General features: G+C 35.9%; 15 protein-coding genes and 1 pseudogene. 5 read left to right on the plus strand and 11 right to left on the minus strand.

Going from position 1 to position 21,621, the window contains the following annotated elements; genetic code table 11:
• Positions 1–44: 44 nt before the first annotated feature.
• On the plus strand, positions 45–2,609 hold the full coding sequence (locus tag ACPUVN_RS07695; protein ID WP_426370376.1) for an EAL domain-containing protein: 2,565 nt from the start codon (positions 45–47) through the stop codon (positions 2,607–2,609).
• 386 nt (positions 2,610–2,995) lie between these two features.
• On the opposite strand, the pseudogene ACPUVN_RS07700 reads toward ACPUVN_RS07695, so the two are convergent.
• The 3 genes and pseudogenes from ACPUVN_RS07700 to ACPUVN_RS07710 form a co-directional block, all read right to left on the minus strand.
• Positions 2,996–5,402: pseudogene (locus ACPUVN_RS07700) on the minus strand (TonB-dependent receptor).
• A gap of 251 nt (positions 5,403–5,653) precedes the next feature.
• Positions 5,654–7,381, minus strand: a complete 1,728-nt coding sequence (locus ACPUVN_RS07705) for a solute:sodium symporter family transporter (protein ID WP_426357172.1) — start codon at positions 7,379–7,381, stop codon at positions 5,654–5,656.
• A 164-nt stretch (positions 7,382–7,545) separates the two neighbouring features.
• Complete coding sequence (locus ACPUVN_RS07710) at positions 7,546–9,621, minus strand: alpha-xylosidase (protein WP_426370377.1); 2,076 nt, start codon at positions 9,619–9,621, stop codon at positions 7,546–7,548.
• A 224-nt stretch (positions 9,622–9,845) separates the two neighbouring features.
• Between ACPUVN_RS07710 and ACPUVN_RS07715 the strand changes: the two genes are divergently transcribed.
• The 4 genes from ACPUVN_RS07715 to ACPUVN_RS07730 all read left to right on the plus strand — a co-directional run bounded on the left by ACPUVN_RS07715 (position 9,846) and on the right by ACPUVN_RS07730 (position 13,743).
• Positions 9,846–10,595: a GntR family transcriptional regulator gene (locus ACPUVN_RS07715; protein WP_426357170.1), complete on the plus strand. Its 750-nt coding sequence runs from the start codon at positions 9,846–9,848 to the stop codon at positions 10,593–10,595.
• A 210-nt stretch (positions 10,596–10,805) separates the two neighbouring features.
• Positions 10,806–11,765: an aldo/keto reductase gene (locus tag ACPUVN_RS07720; protein ID WP_426370378.1), complete on the plus strand. Its 960-nt coding sequence runs from the start codon at positions 10,806–10,808 to the stop codon at positions 11,763–11,765.
• A 9-nt stretch (positions 11,766–11,774) separates the two neighbouring features.
• Positions 11,775–12,752: a TauD/TfdA family dioxygenase gene (locus tag ACPUVN_RS07725; RefSeq protein ID WP_426357168.1), complete on the plus strand. Its 978-nt coding sequence runs from the start codon at positions 11,775–11,777 to the stop codon at positions 12,750–12,752.
• Positions 12,753–12,756: 4 nt separating this feature from the next.
• Positions 12,757–13,743, plus strand: a complete 987-nt coding sequence (locus ACPUVN_RS07730; RefSeq protein WP_426357167.1) for a YeiH family protein — start codon at positions 12,757–12,759, stop codon at positions 13,741–13,743.
• Between the two features lie 114 nt (positions 13,744–13,857).
• On the opposite strand, the gene pyrF is transcribed toward ACPUVN_RS07730, so the two are convergent.
• The 8 genes from pyrF to serC all read right to left on the minus strand — a co-directional run bounded on the left by pyrF (position 13,858) and on the right by serC (position 21,547).
• Complete coding sequence (gene pyrF, locus ACPUVN_RS07735; protein WP_426370379.1) at positions 13,858–14,553, minus strand: orotidine-5'-phosphate decarboxylase; 696 nt, start codon at positions 14,551–14,553, stop codon at positions 13,858–13,860.
• 183 nt (positions 14,554–14,736) lie between these two features.
• Entirely contained in the window at positions 14,737–15,903 is a 1,167-nt protein-coding gene (gene lapB, locus ACPUVN_RS07740) for a lipopolysaccharide assembly protein LapB (RefSeq protein ID WP_426357165.1), read from the minus strand.
• A gap of 19 nt (positions 15,904–15,922) precedes the next feature.
• Positions 15,923–16,153 carry a lipopolysaccharide assembly protein LapA domain-containing protein gene (locus ACPUVN_RS07745; RefSeq protein ID WP_426357164.1) on the minus strand — a complete coding sequence of 77 codons (231 nt, stop codon included), beginning with the start codon at positions 16,151–16,153 and terminating at the stop codon, positions 15,923–15,925.
• Positions 16,154–16,255: 102 nt separating this feature from the next.
• Positions 16,256–16,555, minus strand: a complete 300-nt coding sequence (ihfB, locus tag ACPUVN_RS07750) for an integration host factor subunit beta (protein WP_426370560.1) — start codon at positions 16,553–16,555, stop codon at positions 16,256–16,258.
• A gap of 81 nt (positions 16,556–16,636) precedes the next feature.
• Entirely contained in the window at positions 16,637–18,304 is a 1,668-nt protein-coding gene (rpsA, locus tag ACPUVN_RS07755; protein WP_426357163.1) for a 30S ribosomal protein S1, read from the minus strand.
• A gap of 100 nt (positions 18,305–18,404) precedes the next feature.
• On the minus strand, positions 18,405–19,094 hold the full coding sequence (gene cmk / locus ACPUVN_RS07760; RefSeq protein WP_426357162.1) for a (d)CMP kinase: 690 nt from the start codon (positions 19,092–19,094) through the stop codon (positions 18,405–18,407).
• Between the two features lie 85 nt (positions 19,095–19,179).
• A complete protein-coding gene (gene aroA / locus ACPUVN_RS07765) occupies positions 19,180–20,460 on the minus strand; it encodes a 3-phosphoshikimate 1-carboxyvinyltransferase (protein ID WP_426357161.1) in 1,281 nt (426 codons plus the stop codon).
• Between the two features lies 1 nt (position 20,461).
• Positions 20,462–21,547 (minus strand): 3-phosphoserine/phosphohydroxythreonine transaminase, encoded by a 1,086-nt coding sequence (gene serC / locus ACPUVN_RS07770; RefSeq protein WP_426370380.1) that lies wholly within the window; start codon positions 21,545–21,547, stop codon positions 20,462–20,464.
• Between the last annotated feature and the right edge of the window lie 74 nt (positions 21,548–21,621).

Here is a 21,621-nt window from a genome sequence, read left to right on the forward strand (position 1 = left end):
GGTACTTTTTAGATTAGATTCTAAAGTATTAGGTTTCCTTTAACATGCACATCACCTCTTTTTTCGAACAAGCTAATAAAGCGATTAAACTAAGTTTTCTGCTTTTATTTATTGCTTCAATAAGTACCGTTTTATGGTTAGTTGCAAAAAACCTTTGGGTTTTAGGCGATTATCAAAATATGGTTTCTGATGAAATATCGATAGAATATCAATACCTATTAACTGAACAGGACAAACCTAATTTACAACCGCCTATTTCTCAGCAACATTTATTTATTAATAAAGAAGGCTTAAATTCTGAAAAAATAATTAATAGTTTTTATTGGGTTAAGTTAAATATTACAAATAAAACCGATAAAGAACTAGAGCGGATTTTACATGTAGATGCCCTTTCAGAAAATATATTCTCTTATTATCAAGTAAGCAAAAATGATACATCTACAGAAAAATTAGCGTTAGAAAATTCAATTTTTCAGCACATGTTCCCTCATTTTTCTTTTACTTTACCCCCTAATGAATCTGTTTCATTTTTTATTCAACTTAAAACCAATACCAACCGTGTTGTTCCTGTAAATATTTATGATTCTGGATATTTTGATCGCTACATTCATAGTTCAATCGCTTTATTTGGTGCATTTATTGGTATTGTTTTATTGGTAGCTAAAGATAATGTTGCTTTGTATGTTTCTCTTAAGGATAGAGTTAACTTTACTTATGCGGCTTACTTAATTTGCACTTTTTTAGTTTTTTCAACCACAAGTGGCTTTGGTTACTTGCTGTTTTCAAATGATTTTCAGCTCTGGCTAAATCAACAGACTTTATATTTTCAATATGCACTTAATATCTATTTGATCATTTTTTCTCTGTATTTTTTACAAGACAGAGTAATGACAAACAAAGCGTATAAAACCAGAGTTTATTCTTTCATTACCGCCTTTATCTTATTAGTTTTAGCGGCTCAATTTATCTACTCAAGCGACTTAACCATCTTTTTGTGGTTACAGCCTCTACTTTGGTTATTTGGCTTATTGGTCGTTTGCAGGAATATTAGTAAAAAGTTTGTTTGGGCAAAGTTTTATTATATATCTTGGCTGCCTTACTTAGCCGGTTCGATAACACAATATTTGATTTCTGTTGGTTATATCGAATGTTCGTTTGTTGGCAAAAATGCTTTTATTTTAGGTGTGATAGCACAAGTTGGTTTTATCGCTTTGGCTTTAACTGAAAGAATGAGAAAGAATGAACAAGACAAACTACATCATTTAAGTCATCACATTAGATCAGGTTTACCACGCCAATTAAACTTAACAAACGCAATAAAGAAACTCAGCAATCACAATAAAAATTTTAGTGTTATTGTGATACAACCTGAACATATTCAAAACATACAACACTATGTGGACGATCTCACCTTATTTGCTTTATTTAAGCGATTTAATCAGAGCTTAAGCTCATATTTTAAAAATAATACGGCAATTATCCCTATTACATTGGATGATGAAAAACTTAGCTATATTCAAGGAAAATGTATCGGCTTTGTTGTTAATTTAGATGAACTGACTGTATCTACTGAGGTTTTCATCCAAAACATACAAGACATTCTTTGTAAGGCTTATACGATAAAAGATCTTAACTTATCGTTAACGGGTGTTATAGGTATTGCACATTCACCTGAGCATGGTTCAACAGGTAAACATCTAATTAAGAATGCGATTTTAGCGATAATAGAAGCTCAGAATACACCAGAGAAATGGGCAACTTATGCAATTCATACACGCGATAGTTCAACCTTTTTACTCGAGCTTGCTTCTGATATTCAACATGCCTTACGTAATAAAGAGTTACAGGTTTATCATCAACCTCAAATAGATTTAAAAACAAGTAAAGTGTGTGGCAGTGAGTGTTTGATCCGCTGGGATCATCCAACTAAAGGATTTATTTCTCCTTCTATTTTTATTCCTGTAGCTGAAGATATGGGGTTAATTAATAAAATAACATTGTGGGTTTTAGAGCAGTCTTTAGCTCAACATACCTTGATTATGGAAGATTATCGTAGCCATATGGTGTCGATTAATATTAGTGGTATTAATTTAACCTCTAAGGGCTTTTATCAAGAGATGTTAGCCATAGTCGATAAGTTTGCTGTACCGACAGAAAAAATTATTTTTGAAATAACTGAATCCGCTAATATTGCTAAAAATGAACACGCTGTACAGGTAATTGATAAGTTTACTTCTTTAGGTATAAAAGTAAGTATTGATGACTTCGGTACAGGTTATTCTTCGCTGGCTAATTTAGATAAGCTCCCCTTCCAAGAACTAAAAATAGACCAACAATTTGTTGAGAATATTCACAATGATGATAAACGCCGAGTCATTGCCGAAACTACAGTAAAAATGGCTAAAGGTGTTGGGTTAGAGGTTGTAGCTGAAGGATTAACTACTGCGCAAGATGAAGCGACATTAACAGCATTTGGTTGTGATATTGGTCAAGGTTATTATTATTCTGAAGCTTTACCTATTAAGACCTATTTAGAGTGGTTGTCGTTACAAGTAAACGGTAAAACGCCTGATGATTTTCATGGTGAGTTTATTCCAAAAAAAGTCTGATAAGTGTGAATGTATTTAGCGGTTAGCATTCATTATTTATCAGTGGTTATTTATAAAATCAATGATCTAAAAACATATCCACTGTTCAAGGCTGGTTATCGTAGTAGTCATGGCGATTAACCACGGAAATGTTATTTAACCGCTTAGATCTCCTTCCATCTATAATTATATCTAATAAAAGTATTTTCTAAATTTAATACTGTCGTCTTCACTCTTACGTTAACTATTGTATTCATTAAAGCTTTACCTAAAGCCTATACTCATATTATCCATCTATTATTGGCTGTATGTATTACTTTAAAATTTAAACAAAAAAAGCCTGCTTTCGCAGGCTTAGTTAAGATGACATTTTAACTTAACGTATTATTAAGATAAAAGATTAACCATTAAAAATTCGATCTGAACTGAATACCGAAATGTCTATCAGCATCACGTGATACTTGATATCTGAAACCATCTCCACTGTAACTCGTGAAGAATTTCTCATCTGTTAAGTTTTTACCAATTAATGATACTCGGTATTTATCGTCATCAAACGAGAAAGCAACACTTGCATTTACTAATGCGTAATCTGGTAATAATGTGACAGGACTGTAGTAACTACCTGTTATCTGGTCAGGTTCGTTGTTGGGCAAGACTGCTCGCTGTTCATCTGTGTATACATAAGATGCATTCCAAATAATATTCATGCCTTCAAGTTCAGTTACATATTCAGTTGAAAATGAGTATTTTAAGTCTGGTGAATATGGAACATCTAAACCAGAACGATCTGTACAAGGCTCACCTACCGGACAGAAAAACTCATCAATTTCAGCATCAACTTTGGCAACCCCCCCCCGTTAGAGTTAAATTGTCAGTTGCCTGCCAAACAAAATCAGCCTCTATACCTTGAGTAGAAACATTACCTGCATTGGTTAAACGAGTAATTGTTACACCACTAGAGTTATCAAAGTTATTTGCTTGAAAACCTTCAATTTCGGTTCTAAATATTGCTGCATTAAATACAAAATTACTTGATGCATACTTATAGCCAATTTCATAAGCGTCATTGGTTTCTTCAGCGATTGGGTCTGCATCATTTGCAGACATATTATAGAAAACATTGAAGCCTGGTCCTTTATAACCTTGCGCCCATGTTGTATAAACCATACTATCTTCGTTGATGTCGTATTGAGCACCTAGTTTAAACGATGTATTGGTATTATCCGTTTCGCCAGCGAAATCTGTATTTTGAGTTGCAGGTCTTACACCGACACCAGTACGACCATATTGGTCATCACTTACTCTGTTATGAGTATAGCTAACTTCATCGTTAGTATAACGCGCACCAAATAATAATCTAAAATCGTCAGATACGTGATATTTACCATCACCAAATAGAGCCCAGTTTACAAACTCTGTTTTCATATAAGCAGTTGCACTAACAATATCATTAGCACCACATGTAATACCTTCGGCAGAGATAAAATCAGAAACTTCAGTATCTGTTGGAGCATCAACACCCTGTGTTGTCATCAAGTAATTTGAAATAGCATCATTTAATTGAGTACCATTATTTTGACAACTTGCTTCACGTGTAAAGCTACGCTCTGAATCCATTTTCCAGAAAAATGCACCTGCTTGCCAATCTAATGCATCACCAATAGGAGAAGCTATACGAACTTCTTGTGAAAATTGACGCCAAGTTTGTGGGCCAACATCATGTAGTTGAAATGGAGGGGTATTGTCAAAAGTTACTGTTTCTGTAGAGTCGCCAGCTATTGAAGTAAAATCACCTTCACGGTATTCAGTGTTCTCCCACTCTCTGTATGCCGTAATTGAAGTTAACGTATAATCACCTAACTCTTTATCTATTTGTACAGAGAATGCAGTAGTATTATCAATAGTGCGAGATTCAAAATCATGGTCAACTAAACGCTGATCTAAATCAAAGTCTGCTACATCATTAACTACACCGTTACTATTAGGAGCAGCTTCAGAAGCAGGATTTCTACCACTAGGTAACCCTTCAACATCGGCACAACAATCATCATCTGAACTTGCACTTTCAAAAATAAATAATGCTTTTGTATCAGAAGACAATTCTAAATCAAGCATTGCTCTAAAGCCTTGCTTGTCGTAGCCGTTAACATTTTCATTATTATAAACGTTGTAAAGGTAACCATCGTAGCCAGACTTAGTTACAACAATACTTGCTGCAGCACTGTCATTAATTTCGCCTTCAAGTTTACCTTTTAACTTATATTCATTACCTTGCATTAAGGTTGCTTCAACCATACCACCAGTTTCACCTGTTGGACGTTTGGTTGTAATATTTACTACACCTGCTGAGGCATTTTTACCGAACAGTGTACCTTGTGGGCCACGTAATACTTCAATTCGTTCTAAATCGTATAAATCAGTAAAAGCTTGACCTGACCGACCCAACACAACACCATCAACTACTGTTGACACACTAGGCTCTGCTGCAACACTAAATGAGATAGTACCTATACCACGAACAGTTATTGCTGAATTTCGAGTTGTTGAACCTTTACTGAAACTTACAGAAGGCACTAAGTTTTGAAGACCTTCAAAGCTACTTGAGAAAGAAGAGTCTATTTGGTCGCTGCTTAAAACAGAAACAGCTACTGGAATTTCAGAAACTCGTTCTACACGCTTTTGCGATGTAACGGTAATAGTTTCTAAACCTTCTTTCTTCGAACTTTCTTCTGCTAGTGCCGGCATAGCAACACTTGTGATAGCTAATGCCGAAACAATTGCTAATGAAAGCTTGTTTTTTTTGTTATTCATATGATTCCCCGATTTACTTGCTGTTATAGATTGTTATATATCGTTTGGTTTTTCATGCTCTTTTGAGCATTGGTATTATTATTTTCTAGTGAAAGATTTTATGTTCAAACCATCAACACTGTAATTTTAGATTACACTCTTATACTTGATAAAACAACTAATATCTTATATAAGACTAATGATAATAAATATGTATATATTTCAAGAGTTAAGGCATTAAAACACGACTAACTCTTATATATTCTGGTCTTTTAGTTTAAAGGGATATTGGTTTCTAGTGCATGTTTTCTATTCCATCTTTGAATAACAATAGAACAAAAAATAATGTTAAGAAGTAGTACAGTTAAACTACAAGGTAAGTAATACTCACTAAAGCCATCAACCAAGCCTATAGGTGAAAATAGTAGATATAACTGAACAATTAGAGCTGCTAACGTAATAGCTACCGGTTGGGCATATTTCCAAGGTACAAGATCTACAGAGCCTGTTACATTAAATATAATCTCACCTTTACGTGGATATAAATAACCTATTAGCAACATCATACTGACTTCAATAACGAATAGAATGGCGTATATATGGATAAAGTTAATATCAACTTCTATGACGAACTTAAGAATACCGTAGGTAATTACGTGGAATATAATGACTATTTTAGCGGCTATTGCTGGTACTTTAGCAGTGAAAAATCCCACTAAAACAATGGTGATAACAGGTATATTATAAAAGCCTGTAAATATACGGATTATTTGCCATAAACCTTCTGGAGCAAACATTAGTAACGGCGCAACAATAAATGAAAACAAAGCTATGACTACACTCGCAATTTTAGCTACTTTAATAAGCTGTTTATCAGATACTTTGTCTTTTTTAAAAGGCATATAAACATCTAAACAAAACAATGTAGCGGCACTATTCAATAATGAATTGAAAGAGCTAAATACAGTCCCTAATAATACCGCCAAGAAAAAGCCTGACATATAGTTAGGTAATACATCTTTAACCAATTGTGGGTAAGCTAAATCGAATGATGGTAGTTCTTTACCTTGGTATAAATGAAATGCGATCACACCAGGTAACATCATTAAAAATGGTACAAGTAATTTAAAGTAGCCTGATAACAGAACACCTTTTTGACCTTCAGCTAAGTTTTTAGCGCCTAATGTTCTTTGTATTACATATTGATTAGTACACCAATAGAAGAGGTTAGCAAAAATCATCCCCGTGAAAATAGTTCCAAAAGGTACGGGATCGCTTTCACCACCAATAGCATTAAGTTTTTCGGTATGATCATTTAAAATAGTATTCACACCCGCTCCAATATCTCCATCACCCAATAAAGACAAACCGAGCACAGGCACTAAAATTCCAATAATAAGTAGTCCAACACCATTTAAAGTATCAGATACAGCAACTGCTTTTAATCCACCAAATATCGCATATAAAGATCCAATGCTACCAACCATTACTATAGTAAGCACTAAGCTAACTTCATAGCTTAAATTAAGAAGTTCAGGCACATCAAATAAGCGTAAAACAGCAACAGAGCCAGCATATAAAACAGAAGGAATAGTGATTAAGCCATAACCCACCATAAATAGAACGACCGTCATACGTCTAACAGAGTCATCAAAACGAGTTTTTAGGAATTCAGGTAAGGTAGTAAAAGCGCCAGCGAGGTATTTAGGTAAGAAAACTAGTGCCATCACGATGGTTGCGAAACCAGCCGTAACCTCCCAAGCCATAGCGCTTAAGTTGAATTTGTAAGCTGAACCGTTTAGCCCGATAAGCTGCTCTGCTGATAAGTTAGTAAGCAGCATAGAACCAGCAATGAATACACCAGTTAGTCCCCTGCCTGCAAGGAAGTAACCATCTTTTGAGTCGGTTTCACCTTTTGTTTTTTGATAAGAGATCCATGCAACTACTCCCATAAAAAACATACATGATGCCAGTGTCGAAAAAATTTGTAGCGATGACATGTTTGAAAAATCCCCGTTTATGAAGATACTAACCTTTACACGTTAAAACTTTTTTATGTTCAGATTTATTAGAGCTTGTTGCTCTTTAATATTTATTTTAATGAACAGTAAGAACGTGGATCAGTTAGTATCTTTTTATTATAGTTTTTATATGTTTTTTTACTTTACACAGTCCAATAATCAGTAATAGTTGCTATTGAATCTACTTCATCAGTATGTTCAATTTCAGCACCTAAAGGAATAGTTTTACCTACTAATGCGAAAACAGCGATTTCTGAAAGCTGTAATGTTAGCTGGTGAACTTTCCCCCCAGTAAAGCTTCGGTTTTGACTGTCGTTCATCATCTTCCATTCACCTTCAGGTAAATAAAACTCTACGTCTCCACCTGGCTGTAAACAAGGAACAACAAGTAAATCATCACCAAACATGTATTGGTCTTCAAAATGCCATGCCGCTTTATCTTCAGGAAAAGCTAACACCATAGCTCTTTGAACAGGTAAACCTGAAGCTGTAGCTTGCTGTGCTGTTTTTTGAATATAAGGTAAAAGTTTATATCTTAGTTTTAATGCTTGGTTAGCACATACCTCAGCTTCTTCGCCATATGCCCATGGTTCGCGTTGACCAATACCATGTAAACGCATATGAGCTGAAAATACACTTGCTTGAATCCAACGTACAAAAAGTTCTGCGTCACGTGTATCTTTATAGAACCCACCCACATCAGTTGCATAAAATGGTGAACCTGAAAGTCCCCAAGATAATCCACCACGAATACTAGCAGCCAAACCACCCCAATCAGCTTGAGGGTCTCCGCCCCACTGGCTTGGATAGTTTTGAGAGCCAATCCAGGCGGAACGGCTGAATAAGAAAGGCCCATTTTTGCTATAACGTTGTGCTGCTTCATATACACAGCGGTTATAAAGTAATGTATAAATATTATGGAGTGCTTGTCCCGATTCACCATTATGAGCAAGCATGTTGTCGTCTTCAATTTGTTCGCCAAAGTCGGCTTTGATCATATCTACACCCAGATCAAATAATGGCTTATGACTTTCACACCAAAACTCGTAAGCTTCTGGATGAGTAAAATCTAAAATACCTGATTTAGGTAATGGTGTAAGTACTTCACCAAATGCGCTCATGTCCCAGTCGTATTGAAATGATTTTCCTGTACGTTTGTCTTTAATTAGCCAGCCTTTCTTATCTAAAGTATCGAATAAGTCGTTTTCGACTGAAATCATTGGGTATTCCCAAATACATACTTTAAAGTTCATCGCTTTTAAATCACTGATGACTTTAGCTGGGTTATCGTATCTAGACTTATCCCATTCAAAAGCAAAACGTGTATCGGTATCTTGCCAAGCTCTGCCATCAAGGGTGATCACATCACATGGCATATTATGTTCACGCACAGCTTTTGCTGTACTCATTAATTCAGGAACATCTTTATAATAAGCTTTAGATAAAATAACACCGAAGCTCCAATCAGGAGGCGTTGGTGCTTTACCGGTAATATGGGTGTACAGATCTAGCATGTCAGCACTAGAGTCTGCATGTAATAAGAAAATATCTGCGTAATTATCTTCTACAAGTAAACCATATGAGCGTTGTGACCAAGGAGCGAAGCCAACCCCATGAGTTACCGGTGCAGGTGTATGAACGAAAAGTCCCCAACCTGATGGACTCCATGCAAATGGCACATTTTTATATGATATTTCAGCATTAACACCAAGGGCATCGTGATTAAAAGAACGGATTAACTGCCCTCTTTTATCTAACTTGCCCCACTTTTCACCTAAACCGTAAACCGGCTCACTAGAACCTAGCTCAAATGACATAAACCATTTATCTTCAATTTTAGTTAAAGGAGGAAGTCGATAATGACGAACAAAATGACCATCTTTAGGCGTAGACTGAATAACCTTATCAAGCTTACTAAGTGTAAAATTAAACGGGGAATGCTCGATAATAAGTTTATAGTCACCTGCTGAAATGATAGATTGATCATCCAAGCTTTGTAATTCAGTTTCGATAACCTGCGGTTCATTCTTTATCATTTCATAATTGTGTTGTCTTGCTTTGCCTAATTGAAAGCGCACACCAGCATTTGACAAAGAAATACGGATAACTCCCTCATTTGTATCAAATGTAACAACGTTATTATTGATGCTAGCTTTACCTATAATGATAAGCTGTTTCATATCATTCCATTGAGGACTGTTTACATTAAATTCAGACATAGCTAAACTCCAATTATTAATTTATTTCGAAAAAAGATATCTTATATAAGATATAAAAGATAGTAATTTTAGATCGAATCTATCAATAATTATTTTATTAAAGGATAAATAGTCGACAAGTATTTATAATATAGTGGTTTAATAGTATTGTTCCATTATATTTGTTTATATAATCGCCTTAAGTTATCTAACTAAACCCAGTCTAGGACTATTTGTAGTAACCAATGAAAAAAAATAAATTCGAAAGTAAGCTCAGCGCCAATGGCCCTTCTTATCAACCTTTATACAAACAAGTTGAAGAATATGTGACTCAACTTATTGTTGAGCAACGATGGAAGCCAGGAGAAATGTTACCTAATGAGTTTCAGCTTGCTGATGAATTTAATGTTAGCCAAGGTACGGTTCGTAAAGCTTTAAACATTTTAACGGCTGATAAAATTTTAGAAAGAAAACAAGGTGTTGGTACTTTCGTCTCAGAACGCACAAGTCAAAATGCTTTGTACAAATTCTTTCCTATAGTAGCTGATGGTAAAAAGCCTGAGTTGCCAAAGTCTGAAACGTTATCCCGTAAAATTGAATTAGCTGCAGGTGAAGTAGCAGAAAACCTACAACTTAAGCCTGATGAAGAAGTTATCGTTTTATCCCGTAAAAGAAAAATAGATGGTGAGCTGTGTATTTTAGAAGACATTTATCTGCCTAAAAAATATTTTGAAGGCTTAATAGAAGAAGCCGATATTCCACACACCTTATATCATTTTTACCAAACGAATTATCATCATACGGTACATAACATATCGGATAGGATCAAAGCCGAGCTAGCAAATGAAAGCGATGCAGAGCAATTAAATATTTTAGTAAACGATCCTCTACTTACCTTTACACGTATAGCACACTCCCTTGAAGGTAAGCTTATTGAGTATAGAAAAACTCGTTGCCTTTCTGACAAATATCATTATCTAGCGGATATAATGTAACCTGAACCTCTATACCTTAATACTTCATGCCTTAATATATGTTCAACTTCATATTAAGGCATTATTACCCTGCTCCTCTCCTTGTCTTTATCTATCTCAGCGTTCATTCTTTTAACTTAACTTTATATTTAAGCAAATAACTGTTTGACAAAAACACAGTCTTATATAAGATACATAACAATAGTTATTTTATAAGACAAAGGTGTACAGATGGAAAGCATAGATATTTATAAGGTTGGCTTAGGATTATGGAAACTTCCAGAATCAGAATGTGCAGATATTGTATATAACGCTATAAAAATTGGTTATAGACATTTAGACAGTGCGTGCGACTACGGCAATGAAGTTGAAATAGGTAAAGGTATTGCTCGTGCAATTGAAGATGGTATTTGTACTCGAGCAGACTTAAAAATCACTTCAAAACTTTGGAACACTTACCATGCGAAAGAGCATGTAGAACTTGCCTTTCAAAAATCATTATCTGATTTAGGTTTAACCTATTTAGATACTTATTTGATACATTTCCCGATTGCTCAACCATTTGTTCCTTTTGATACTCGTTACCCACCTGAATGGATAATGGACCCAGAATCTGAAACTCCTGAAATGGTAATAGCACCTGTTCCATTACAAGAAACTTGGCAGGCAATGGAAGCATTAAGCGAAAAAGGCTTAGTAAAAGAGATCGGTATTTGTAACTACACTTCGGGTTTATTAAACGACTTGATGGCTTACGCGAAAATTAAGCCAGCTCAATTACAAATTGAGTCGCACCCTTACCTTACTCAAGAAAGATTAATTAGATTAGCCAAAAGCTATAACATCAGCGTAACTGCATTCTCACCTTTAGGTGCGTTATCTTACCTTGAGTTAGATATGGCTAAACAAAGCGAATCAGTATTAGAGCAAAGTGTTGTAGTTAAAGCTGCTGAACGTTTAAACAAAACACCTGCGCAAATCGTTTTACGCTGGGGTGTACAACGTGGCTGTTCAATTATTCCTAAAAGTAGCAACCTCAACCGTTTGAAAGAAAATATTAGTATTTTCGATTTTTGTTTGTCTGATGATGAAATGATGGCTATTTCAGCACTTAACATCAATAAGCGTTTTAATGATCCAGGTGATTTCTGCGAAGCAGCTTTCAATAAATTTTATCCTATTTACGATTAAGGAACCTTTATGGCTTACATTAGCAATATGCTCAACGATTTAAGAAGCTCTGCTGAAGAGTTTCCTGCCATTATCGTCAATGATGGTTCAATAAAAACGATTGAAGAAGCTACATCGTGGATAGCTGAAAATTTAGCGGTATTACAAAAAGAGTTAAGTCATACAGGCGCAATACTTTTCAGGGGCTTCCCTGTTAAAAATGCACAAACATATGATGATTTCTTTTCTGCTTTTGGCTACCCAAACTTTACTTATAAAGAGTCTTTATCAAATGCTGTACGTATTAACTATACGGAATATGTATTTACAGCGAATGAAGCTCCTAAAGATGTAGAAATTTATCTTCATAATGAAATGGCTCAAACGCCTATTTATCCTGAAAGAATATCTCTATTTTGTGAAGAAGCTGCTGATCATGGTGGCGCTACAGTTATATGTCGCTCTGATGAAATTTATAAGCAATTAGTTGAATTTGATGCAGAGACAACAAATAAACTAGAGCAAGTTGGAATTAAATACACAACAGTAATGCCAGGCGAAGATAGACCAGAGTCAGGTCAAGGTCGAAGCTGGCGTAGTACATTAAGTGTATCTGATGTAGCTGGTGGTGAAGAAAAACTTAAAGAATTAGGTTATACATGGCAGTGGTTAGGAGACGGATCGTTAAAAGCACAAACAGCTGCATTACCAGCAATTAGAACGTTAAATGGTGATAGAAAAGTATTCTTTAACCAAATAATTGCTGCATACAAGGGCTGGCAAGGCGTAAATAAAGATCCTTCAGTCGCTCTATGTTTTGGTGATAATAGTTTCTTCACTAAAACATATTTAGATAAAGTTGTAGCTATCTCTGAATCAGTTTCTTATAACATTGATTGGCAGAATGGCGATGTTGCCTTAGTAGATAATAACTTAGCTATGCATGGAAGACGCCCATATTCAGGCGAAACCAAACGTAAAGTTCTTGTTGTTTTAGGCCAAAAGTAAAATTATGGCTATCGATATTAAAGCGCTACTACCCGGGATTAGTGTTACTACGATTACTGGGTTAGCGGCTTTGTTTTTAAGTGAGCATTATGGTGCTCCCGCTATGCTTTTTGCCTTGTTATTAGGTATAGCTATGTCGTTTCTTTACCAAGACTCACCTTGTACCAAAGGTATTGAGTTTGCTGCGACCTTTATTTTAAGGGTTGGTGTTGCTCTACTTGGTTTAAGAATAGCATTAAATGATTTAGTAACTTTAGGCTGGGAAGCAATTGTAATTTTAATTGTAGCTATAGCCAGTACGATTTGTTTAGGCGTTATTTTATCTAAGCAAATGAAGTTAAGTAAAAGCTTTGGTGCACTTACTGGCGGCTCCGTTGCAATTTGTGGAGCTTCCGCAGCAATGGCAATCACAGCGATACTGCCTGAACATAAAAACAAAGAAAGGGACACCTTAGTTACTATTATTGGGGTTACTTCTTTATCAACGATAGCCATGGTTGTCTACCCTATTCTAGTTACCTATTTAGGGTTAAATGATATAGATTCAGGTTTCTTCTTAGGTGGAACAATTCACGATGTAGCACAAGTTGTTGGAGCTGGTTATTCAATTAGCGAAGAAACTGGAGATATGTCGACACTGGTTAAATTAGTGCGTGTAAGTTTATTAATGCCGGTTGTATTAGCTATGCTATTTATTATTAAATTAAAAACGACTGGTGATCATAAAGGCGCAAAAACAGCTAAGGTTCCAGGTTTTTTAATCGCTTTTGTTATTCTTATGATAATAAATTCATGCTTCACACTACCAGCAATGATAGTAGAGCCAGCTACAAGCTTCTCTCGTTTCGCGTTAGTTATATCGATTACTGCTATAGGTATGAAATCAAACTTCGCTAAACTGAAGTCTGTAGGGTTCAAACCTATTGTATTAATGCTGGTTGAAACACTTTGGATTGCTGCTGTTATATTAGCGACTATTTGTTTTATTTAAGAAATTGTATTTTGAAAGTTACTAAGAAGATATATAAGAAATGTTGAGTAAGTAACTCGTTAGATTGTTACTTACTCAATTAGATTAAAGCTAAAGAAAAAGACTCCTTCCTAATTAAAGAAGTGAAGCATTAATACTTTGTAAAACACTATGTGGATCTTCAGCTTTTGTAATTGGACGCCCTATTACTAGATAATCAACACCTACATCAATAGCCTCTCTTGGCGTCATTATTCTTTTTTGATCATCAGCAGAAAAACCTGCAGGTCTTATACCTGGAGTGATCAATTTAAACTCTTTACCTTGAGATTGCTTTAACGCTTCAGCTTCCCATGCAGAACACACAACACCATCTAAGCCACTGTTATTTGCTAAAGTAGCTAATGCCATTACTTGCTCAGCAGGTGTTTTAGTAATGCCTAAACCCAGTAAGTCATCTTGTCCCATACTGGTTAATACCGTAACAGCAATTAATAATGGTGCATCTTGCTTATAAGAAGTTAATGCTTCTTTAGCTGCTACCATCATTTGAGTACCACCACTTGCATGAACATTTACCATCCACACACCTAAGTCAGCAGAAGCACTCACCGCTTTTGCTACCGTATTTGGAATATCATGAAATTTTAAATCTAAAAAAACATCAAAACCTTTGCCTGTTAACGATTTAACAAATTCAGGTCCGAAATAAGTAAACATTTCTTTACCGACTTTAAGGCGACAGTCACTCGGCTGTACTTTATCTACGAAAGATAAAGCATCTGCTTTTTTATCGAAATCTAATGCAACAACAACTTTTGGATCAAACATGGAGTTCCCTATTCTTTAATTCTTTAATTCTTTAATTCTTTAATTCTTTAATTCTTTAATAAGCATGTAGTAAATTTTAGCTAAGCGCTATGATTAAAATTCAAGGAAGAAGCACGGAATTGATGAACATCAATGAGTACTTATGACGAAGAAGTTTAAGCTTAGCGCAACGATAAAATAATACTACTCGCCTTCGAGCCCACGCACTGGCTTCAATTGTTCCCAGTCATGACAAGACGGACAAGACCAATAATGCGTACTACTGTTAAAACCACACGTTCTACAACTATATCTATGCTTAAGCTTTAAGTACTCAGAAACAAGTTCTTTTATAACATCTAGATGCTCGGTTGATTTTTCTAACTCTGATTCCGTCATTTGCATTTCAACAAAGTGATTGAAACCACGAATAGTTGGCCTGCGTTTTAAAGCGAGTAAAATAAAATCTTTCGCTTTACTTAAACTATGATTTTTTTCTAGATAAGTTAAATATGCGATTAAGGCAGTTGAGCTTCCTGTTTCTTCATAAACTTTTCTGATAAATTTGTAAAAGGCTTCTTCTTCACCAAGCTCAGTATAACAATGGTGCATTTTAATGATAACATCAGGGAAGAATTCTTTATCTTGCTTATAAATATCACGGTAACACTGACAAGCTTCAGCATATTGTTGATGATTCTCATAAATTTGAGCCATCAACCAATTTGCACGACATGAGTCAGGGTCAAGTAATAGTGCTTGTTCTAAAAGCTCGATAACTTCAATAAATTCATCTTTTTTCAAAGCAACTGTGGCTAATTCACAGTAAAAGTTAGCAAGATTATGTTTAAGCTTTTTATCTTTAGTTTTAACAATAGCTTTCTTTAAGTTAACGCCACGTTCCCAATCTTTAGTTGATTGAAAAATTTGCATTAAAAAGCTTAATGATTTCAAACCATAAACTTTAGATTTTAATAATTGATCAAACATGTTTTCAGCACGATCGTACAAACCAGCACTTAAGAAATCTTTACCTAACTCAAAAACGGCTTGTTGTTGAGCAGTATTAGGTAAATGTTTTTGTCTTACTAAATGCTCATGCACTTTTAACGCACGATCAAGCTCACCACGTCGTCTAAATAGATTAGCCATAGCAAAATGGGCTTCAACAGAGTCATCTTCTACTTTTAATGCTTCAAGTAGGTAATCAATCGCTTTGTCTTGTTGGTTCGAGAAAAGGTAGTTTAAGCCAGTAGAATACTTTATTGATAATTCTTCTTTTTCGGCGTGTGCATTTTGTTTGAGGTTATTACCTCTCATGAACCAGCCATAAGCTACAGCTACGGGTAATAATAGAAAAAGCCATTCCATATATAATGAATCCTAGGAGCTATTTTTTTGATTTTTTAGGAGAAACTACATTGATTAATTTCCATAAGAAGCAAAATAATAAGCCAAGTATGAAACCAACAATAGTAAATAAACTTACAGCAGCAGCTACCGATATATCAATTCTTGCAATGAAGTAATTGAGTGTAAATGTTTGATCGTTTTGACTGCCAAACACAAAGGCGATAGCTAAAAAAATGAGGAATAAAATAACAGTTAAATATAAACGCACAATAAACTCTTATATTTCTAGTCGATTTAATATAAAAAAAAGGCACGCTAAAAAGCATGCCATTTCATTTGAAAGCAAAGAGTAAAAAACTCTTATAACTTCTTAAGCAATTGAAAGATTAACTCTTTCACGTAACTCTTTACCAGGTTTGAAATGAGGTACATATTTACCCTCAAGTTCTACTGACTCACCTGTTTTAGGGTTACGACCAACACGCGGTGCACGATAATGTAATGAAAAACTACCAAAACCTCTTATTTCAATACGATCACCCTTTGAAAGAGTTTGCGCCATCATTTCAAGAATTTCTTTAATCGATTGTTCTACATCTTTAGCCGATAAATGACTTAATTTATCAGTTAACTTCTCAATCAGTTCTGATTTGGTCATATTAACCTCCAGTTGTGATTTAGCTTATGCGCCATTGGATTATATAAAGGAAAGTATAGACTATACTTTCCTTTAATGCTTAGTTAGTTACTATTAGCCTTTAGCGTTTTTAAACGCTTCTGCCATAGCACTTAAACCAGAAGTATCTTCAGCAGATTGGTTCAACGAATCCATTGCTTCACGCTCATCTGCTTGGTCTTTAGCTTTGATTGATAAGCTGATTGTGCGGTTCTTACGATCTACACCAACAAACTTAGTTTCAACACTATCACCAACAGATAATTCAGTTGTCGCATCTTCGATACGTTCACGTGAAATATCAGCTACACGTAAGTAACCTTCAACGCCTTCAGCTAGTTCAATCTTAGCGCCTTTAGCATCTACTTCAAGAACCTTACCATTAACAATAGCACCTTTTTTGGTGTCTGTCAGATACTGGTTAAACGGATCGTCTTCAGTTTGCTTAACGCCTAATGAAATACGTTCACGCTCAGGGTCTACTTGTAATACAACAGCTGAGATTTCATCACCTTTCTTGTATTCACGAACAGCTTCTTCACCGCCAGCCCATGAAATATCAGATAAGTGAACTAAACCATCAATTCCGCCGTCAAGACCAATGAAGATACCAAAGTCAGTGATTGACTTGATCTTACCTGATACTTTATCACCTTTGTTGAAGTTCTTAGCAAACTCTTCCCAAGGGTTCGGGATACATTGTTTAAGACCTAGAGAAATACGACGACGTTCTTCGTCAATTTCTAATACCATTACTTCAACAGTATCACCTAAGTTAACAACTTTAGATGGGTGGATGTTTTTGTTAGTCCAATCCATTTCAGAAACGTGAACTAAACCTTCAACGCCTTCTTGGATCTCAACAAAACAACCGTAGTCAGTTAAGTTAGTTACGCGACCAGAAAGTTTAGCACCTTCAGGGTAACGCTTAGCAATAGCAACCCATGGATCTTCGCCTAATTGCTTCATACCTAATGAAACACGTGTACGTTCACGGTCAAATTTAAGTACTTTAACTTGGATTTCGTCACCAACATTTACTATTTCGCCTGGGTGCTTAACGCGTTTCCAAGCCATATCTGTAATGTGTAGTAAACCGTCAATGCCGCCTAAATCTACGAATGCACCGTAGTCAGTAAGGTTCTTAACGATACCTTTAACTTCTAGGCCTTCAGCTAATGACTCTAATAATGCATCACGTTCAACACTGCTTTCAGATTCGATAACAGCACGACGAGAAACAACAACGTTATTACGCTTTTGATCAAGCTTAATAACTTTAAATTCTAAATCTTTACCTTCAAGGTGAGCTGTATCGCGGATTGGGCGAACATCTACTAATGAACCAGGTAAGAAAGCACGAATATTGCTAACTTCAACCGTGAAGCCACCTTTAACTTTACCGTTGATAACACCGATAACAGTTTCTTTTTCTTCGTATGCTTTTTCAAGCACTTGCCATGCTTCGTGACGTTTTGCTTTTTCACGAGAAAGTATTGTTTCACCAAAACCATCATCCGTTGCGTCTAGCGCTACGTCGATAACGTCACCAACACTAATTTCAATTTCACCAGAAGTGTTTTTGAATTGGTCGATTGAGATAACGCTTTCTGATTTTAAACCAGCGTCAACTAATACGTTGTCTTTATTGATAGCAACCACGGTTCCTTTGATAATAGAACCAGGACGGGTTTCGATTTCTTTTAAACTTTCTTCAAAAAGTTGTGCAAAATTTTCAGTCATAATAATTATATGAACTCAGCTTGTATTCCAATCAACATACATGTTTCATGGGGTTGTTAATAATGCCCAGCGTATCCTTACATTAGGCTTAAGGTTATGTTTACGTAGTTTGTTTAGTTAAATTAACCGCAAAAGATAATATTTTATCGACTACAGCTTCTACAGAAATATCTGTAGAATCAATAACTAACGCCCCTTTAGCGGCGATTAATGGTGCGACATCTCTGTTCTGATCTCGCTCATCACGCTGACGTATGTCATCTAAAAGGCGCCCGATTTTAACATCTTGCCCTTTATCTTTCAACTGTTTAAATCTGCGCTCTGCTCTTTCTTCCGCACTCGCTGTTAAGAATACTTTAACAGCTGCGTCTGCGAATACGATAGTACCCATATCTCGGCCGTCAGCAACTAAGCCAGGAGCTACTTTAAAGGCGCGTTGTCTTCTTAATAAGGCTTCTCTTACACGAGGAAAAGCCGCTACTTTAGAAGCAAGTTTACCTATTTCTTCATTACGAATAGTGTCTGTAACGTTTTCCCCTTCAAGGATAACTTTACTTTCTCCGTCACTACTTATTTCAAATTGCACATCCAAGTGTGCTGCCATAGGGATCAGTGGCTCTTCTTCAGTCACATCAACTTGATGATAATGAGTCGCTAAAGCCAAAACGCGGTATATTGCACCACTATCAAGTAGGTGCCATCCAAGCTTTTCTGCAACTATACGAGCTACAGTGCCTTTACCAGCCCCACTAGGTCCATCAATAGTGATTACTGGAACGTTTTGCTGCATACATCTTTCTCCTAATGTCGAAAATCGGCGTGATTATACGGGATTTAACACCCCAAATCGCATAAAATTTTATTTTTTAACGTATTTAGCAAGAAACCTGCGCTAACTTATCGAAATAGTCAGGGAATGTTTTTGCTGTACATTTAGGATCATTAATCGTTACAGGTGTATCACTCAATGCAATAAGAGAGAAACACATAGCAACGCGATGATCATTATAAGTATCAATTTCAGCATGCTTTAATGTAGCGGGCGGTGTTATCGTGATAAAGTCTTCGCCTTCTATCACTTCGGCCCCTACTTTTCTAAGCTCTGTTGCCATTGCTGTTAATCTGTCTGTTTCTTTCACTCGCCAGTTATAGATATTACGAATGCTGGTTGTACCTTTGGCAAAAAGTGCTGTTGTTGCAATTGTCATTGCAGCATCAGGTATATGATTCATATCCATATCAACGGCAGTAAGTGGTTTACCTACAACAGTAATAGATTCATCATGCCATTTAACCTCTGCGCCCATTTTTTCTAGAACGTCAGCAAAGTGCTTATCACCTTGAACACTTAAACGACCTACACCATGTACTGTAATTTCTCCGCCTTTGATTGCGCCAGCAGCTAGAAAGTACGATGCAGATGAAGCATCACCTTCTACCATGTATCTATCTAATGCTTGGTAAGATTGGTTACCTTGCACAGTAAATGACTGATAGTCGTTGTTTTGCACTTTAATACCAAATCTAGACATAATATCTAGAGTAATATCAATATAGGGTTTTGAAACTAACTCACCTATAATTTCTATATTGGTGTTAGTTTTAAGGAGTGGAGTCACCATTAATATAGCGGTTAGAAATTGACTTGAGATTGAACCATCAATACTAACAGTATCGCCTGTTAAAGCTTTGCCAGATATTTTTACCGGTGGATAATCTTTGTTTTCTAGATATTCGATACCTGCGCCAAGTTGCGCGAGTGCATCAACCAAGTGACCAATAGGTCGCTCTTTCATTCTTGGCTCGCCTGTTAATACAAACTCGCCTTCACTCGCCGCTAATGCAGCACATAAAGGACGCATAGCTGTACCCGCGTTACCTAAATATAACTCTAATGGCTTCTCTGTTTTGAAGAAGCCGTTATTACCAACCACGGTACATTCTGTACCACAATCGCTTAATGTGTATTTAATACCTAGCGTTGTTAAAGCGTTAAGCATATGTTCAATGTCTTCACTAACGAGTAAGTTAGTAATTTTGGTTTCGCCATTGGCTAACGCTGCTATTAATAACGCGCGATTAGATAAGCTTTTTGAACCAGGTAAAAAGATTTCGCCATTGATTTTTTCAATAGGATTTAATGTTAATTGTTCCATTCTATCCGTTCTCCTGTGCAAATTTCTTCATAAACGCAACTAATGCTTCTACACCTTCATAAGGCATAGCGTTATAAATACTTGCACGCATACCACCTACCATACGATGACCTTTAAGCGCAGTTAAGCCATTGTTAACTGATTCCGTTAAGAATTTCTTGTCTAACTCTTCATTCATTAACCAGAAAGGAACATTCATAGTGCTACGGAATTCTTTGGCAATTTTATTCTGATAAAAATCGCTTTCGTCAATATAGTTGTATAACAGTTCTGCTTTTTTAGTATTAACTTGTTCAATAGCGTTAACGCCACCTAAGTTAGTTAACCAATCAAAAACTAAACCTGCTAAGTACCATGCATACGTTGGAGGCGTATTATACATAGAATCATTATCTGCCAAGCTTTTGTAATTCATAATACAAGGCGTAGCTTTAGGTGCATGACCAATAAGATCATCTCTAACAATAACGATAGTTAAGCCAGAAGGACCTATGTTCTTTTGAGCGCCAGCATAGATAAGACCAAACTTTGATACATCAAACTTTCTTGAAAGAATTGTTGAAGACAAATCAGCGACTAAAGGTATGCCGTTTGTTTCAGGTAGATCAAATATCTCTACGCCATCAACCGTCTCATTCGGACAGTAATGTACATAAGCTGCGTCTGGTGATAATGGCCATTCATTTAAAGGAAGAATAGATTTTGAACTTTCAGTTTCTTGCGTTACATCAATAACATTTACTTCGCCAAAGTTAGCCGCTTCTGCAGCTGCCGATTTTGACCATGAACCTGAAACAATATAATCAGCTTTTTTGCCTGCTGGTAATAAGTTTAAAGGCACAGCTGAAAACTGTCCTCTACCGCCACCATGACAAAATAATACTTTATAGTTAGTTGGAATATCCATTAATGTACGCAGTGTCGCTTCAGCTTTCGCTGCAACAGCAATATACTCAGGGCTGCGATGACTCAGTTCCATTACAGAACTACCCATATCGTTCCAATTAATAAATTCTTGCTGTGCTTTAGTCATTACATCGACAGGCAACATTGCAGGACCAGCACAAAAGTTATAAACACCAGACATTTTAAAATTAACCTTTTGAAATTTCGTTATATTAATAAGTAAGCTTAACGGCTAAGAAGCAATATAAACCTACT

The sequence above is a fragment of the Pseudocolwellia antarctica genome, assembly GCF_049933045.1.
In the GTDB taxonomy this organism is placed as follows: Bacteria; Pseudomonadota; Gammaproteobacteria; order Enterobacterales; family Alteromonadaceae; genus Pseudocolwellia.

Coding starts and splice junctions, on each gene's coding strand:
- aroA (WP_426357161.1), bottom strand. CDS start 20,460: ATGGAACAATTAACATTAAATCCTATTGAAAAAATCAATGGCGAAATC.
- ACPUVN_RS07715 (WP_426357170.1), top strand. CDS start 9,846: ATGAAAAAAAATAAATTCGAAAGTAAGCTCAGCGCCAATGGCCCTTCT.
- ACPUVN_RS07695 (WP_426370376.1), top strand. CDS start 45: ATGCACATCACCTCTTTTTTCGAACAAGCTAATAAAGCGATTAAACTA.
- rpsA (WP_426357163.1), bottom strand. CDS start 18,304: ATGACTGAAAATTTTGCACAACTTTTTGAAGAAAGTTTAAAAGAAATC.
- ACPUVN_RS07730 (WP_426357167.1), top strand. CDS start 12,757: ATGGCTATCGATATTAAAGCGCTACTACCCGGGATTAGTGTTACTACG.
- ACPUVN_RS07710 (WP_426370377.1), bottom strand. CDS start 9,621: ATGTCTGAATTTAATGTAAACAGTCCTCAATGGAATGATATGAAACAG.
- pyrF (WP_426370379.1), bottom strand. CDS start 14,553: ATGTTTGATCCAAAAGTTGTTGTTGCATTAGATTTCGATAAAAAAGCA.
- ACPUVN_RS07725 (WP_426357168.1), top strand. CDS start 11,775: ATGGCTTACATTAGCAATATGCTCAACGATTTAAGAAGCTCTGCTGAA.
- cmk (WP_426357162.1), bottom strand. CDS start 19,094: ATGCAGCAAAACGTTCCAGTAATCACTATTGATGGACCTAGTGGGGCT.
- ACPUVN_RS07705 (WP_426357172.1), bottom strand. CDS start 7,381: ATGTCATCGCTACAAATTTTTTCGACACTGGCATCATGTATGTTTTTT.
- ACPUVN_RS07720 (WP_426370378.1), top strand. CDS start 10,806: ATGGAAAGCATAGATATTTATAAGGTTGGCTTAGGATTATGGAAACTT.
- serC (WP_426370380.1), bottom strand. CDS start 21,547: ATGTCTGGTGTTTATAACTTTTGTGCTGGTCCTGCAATGTTGCCTGTC.
- lapB (WP_426357165.1), bottom strand. CDS start 15,903: ATGGAATGGCTTTTTCTATTATTACCCGTAGCTGTAGCTTATGGCTGG.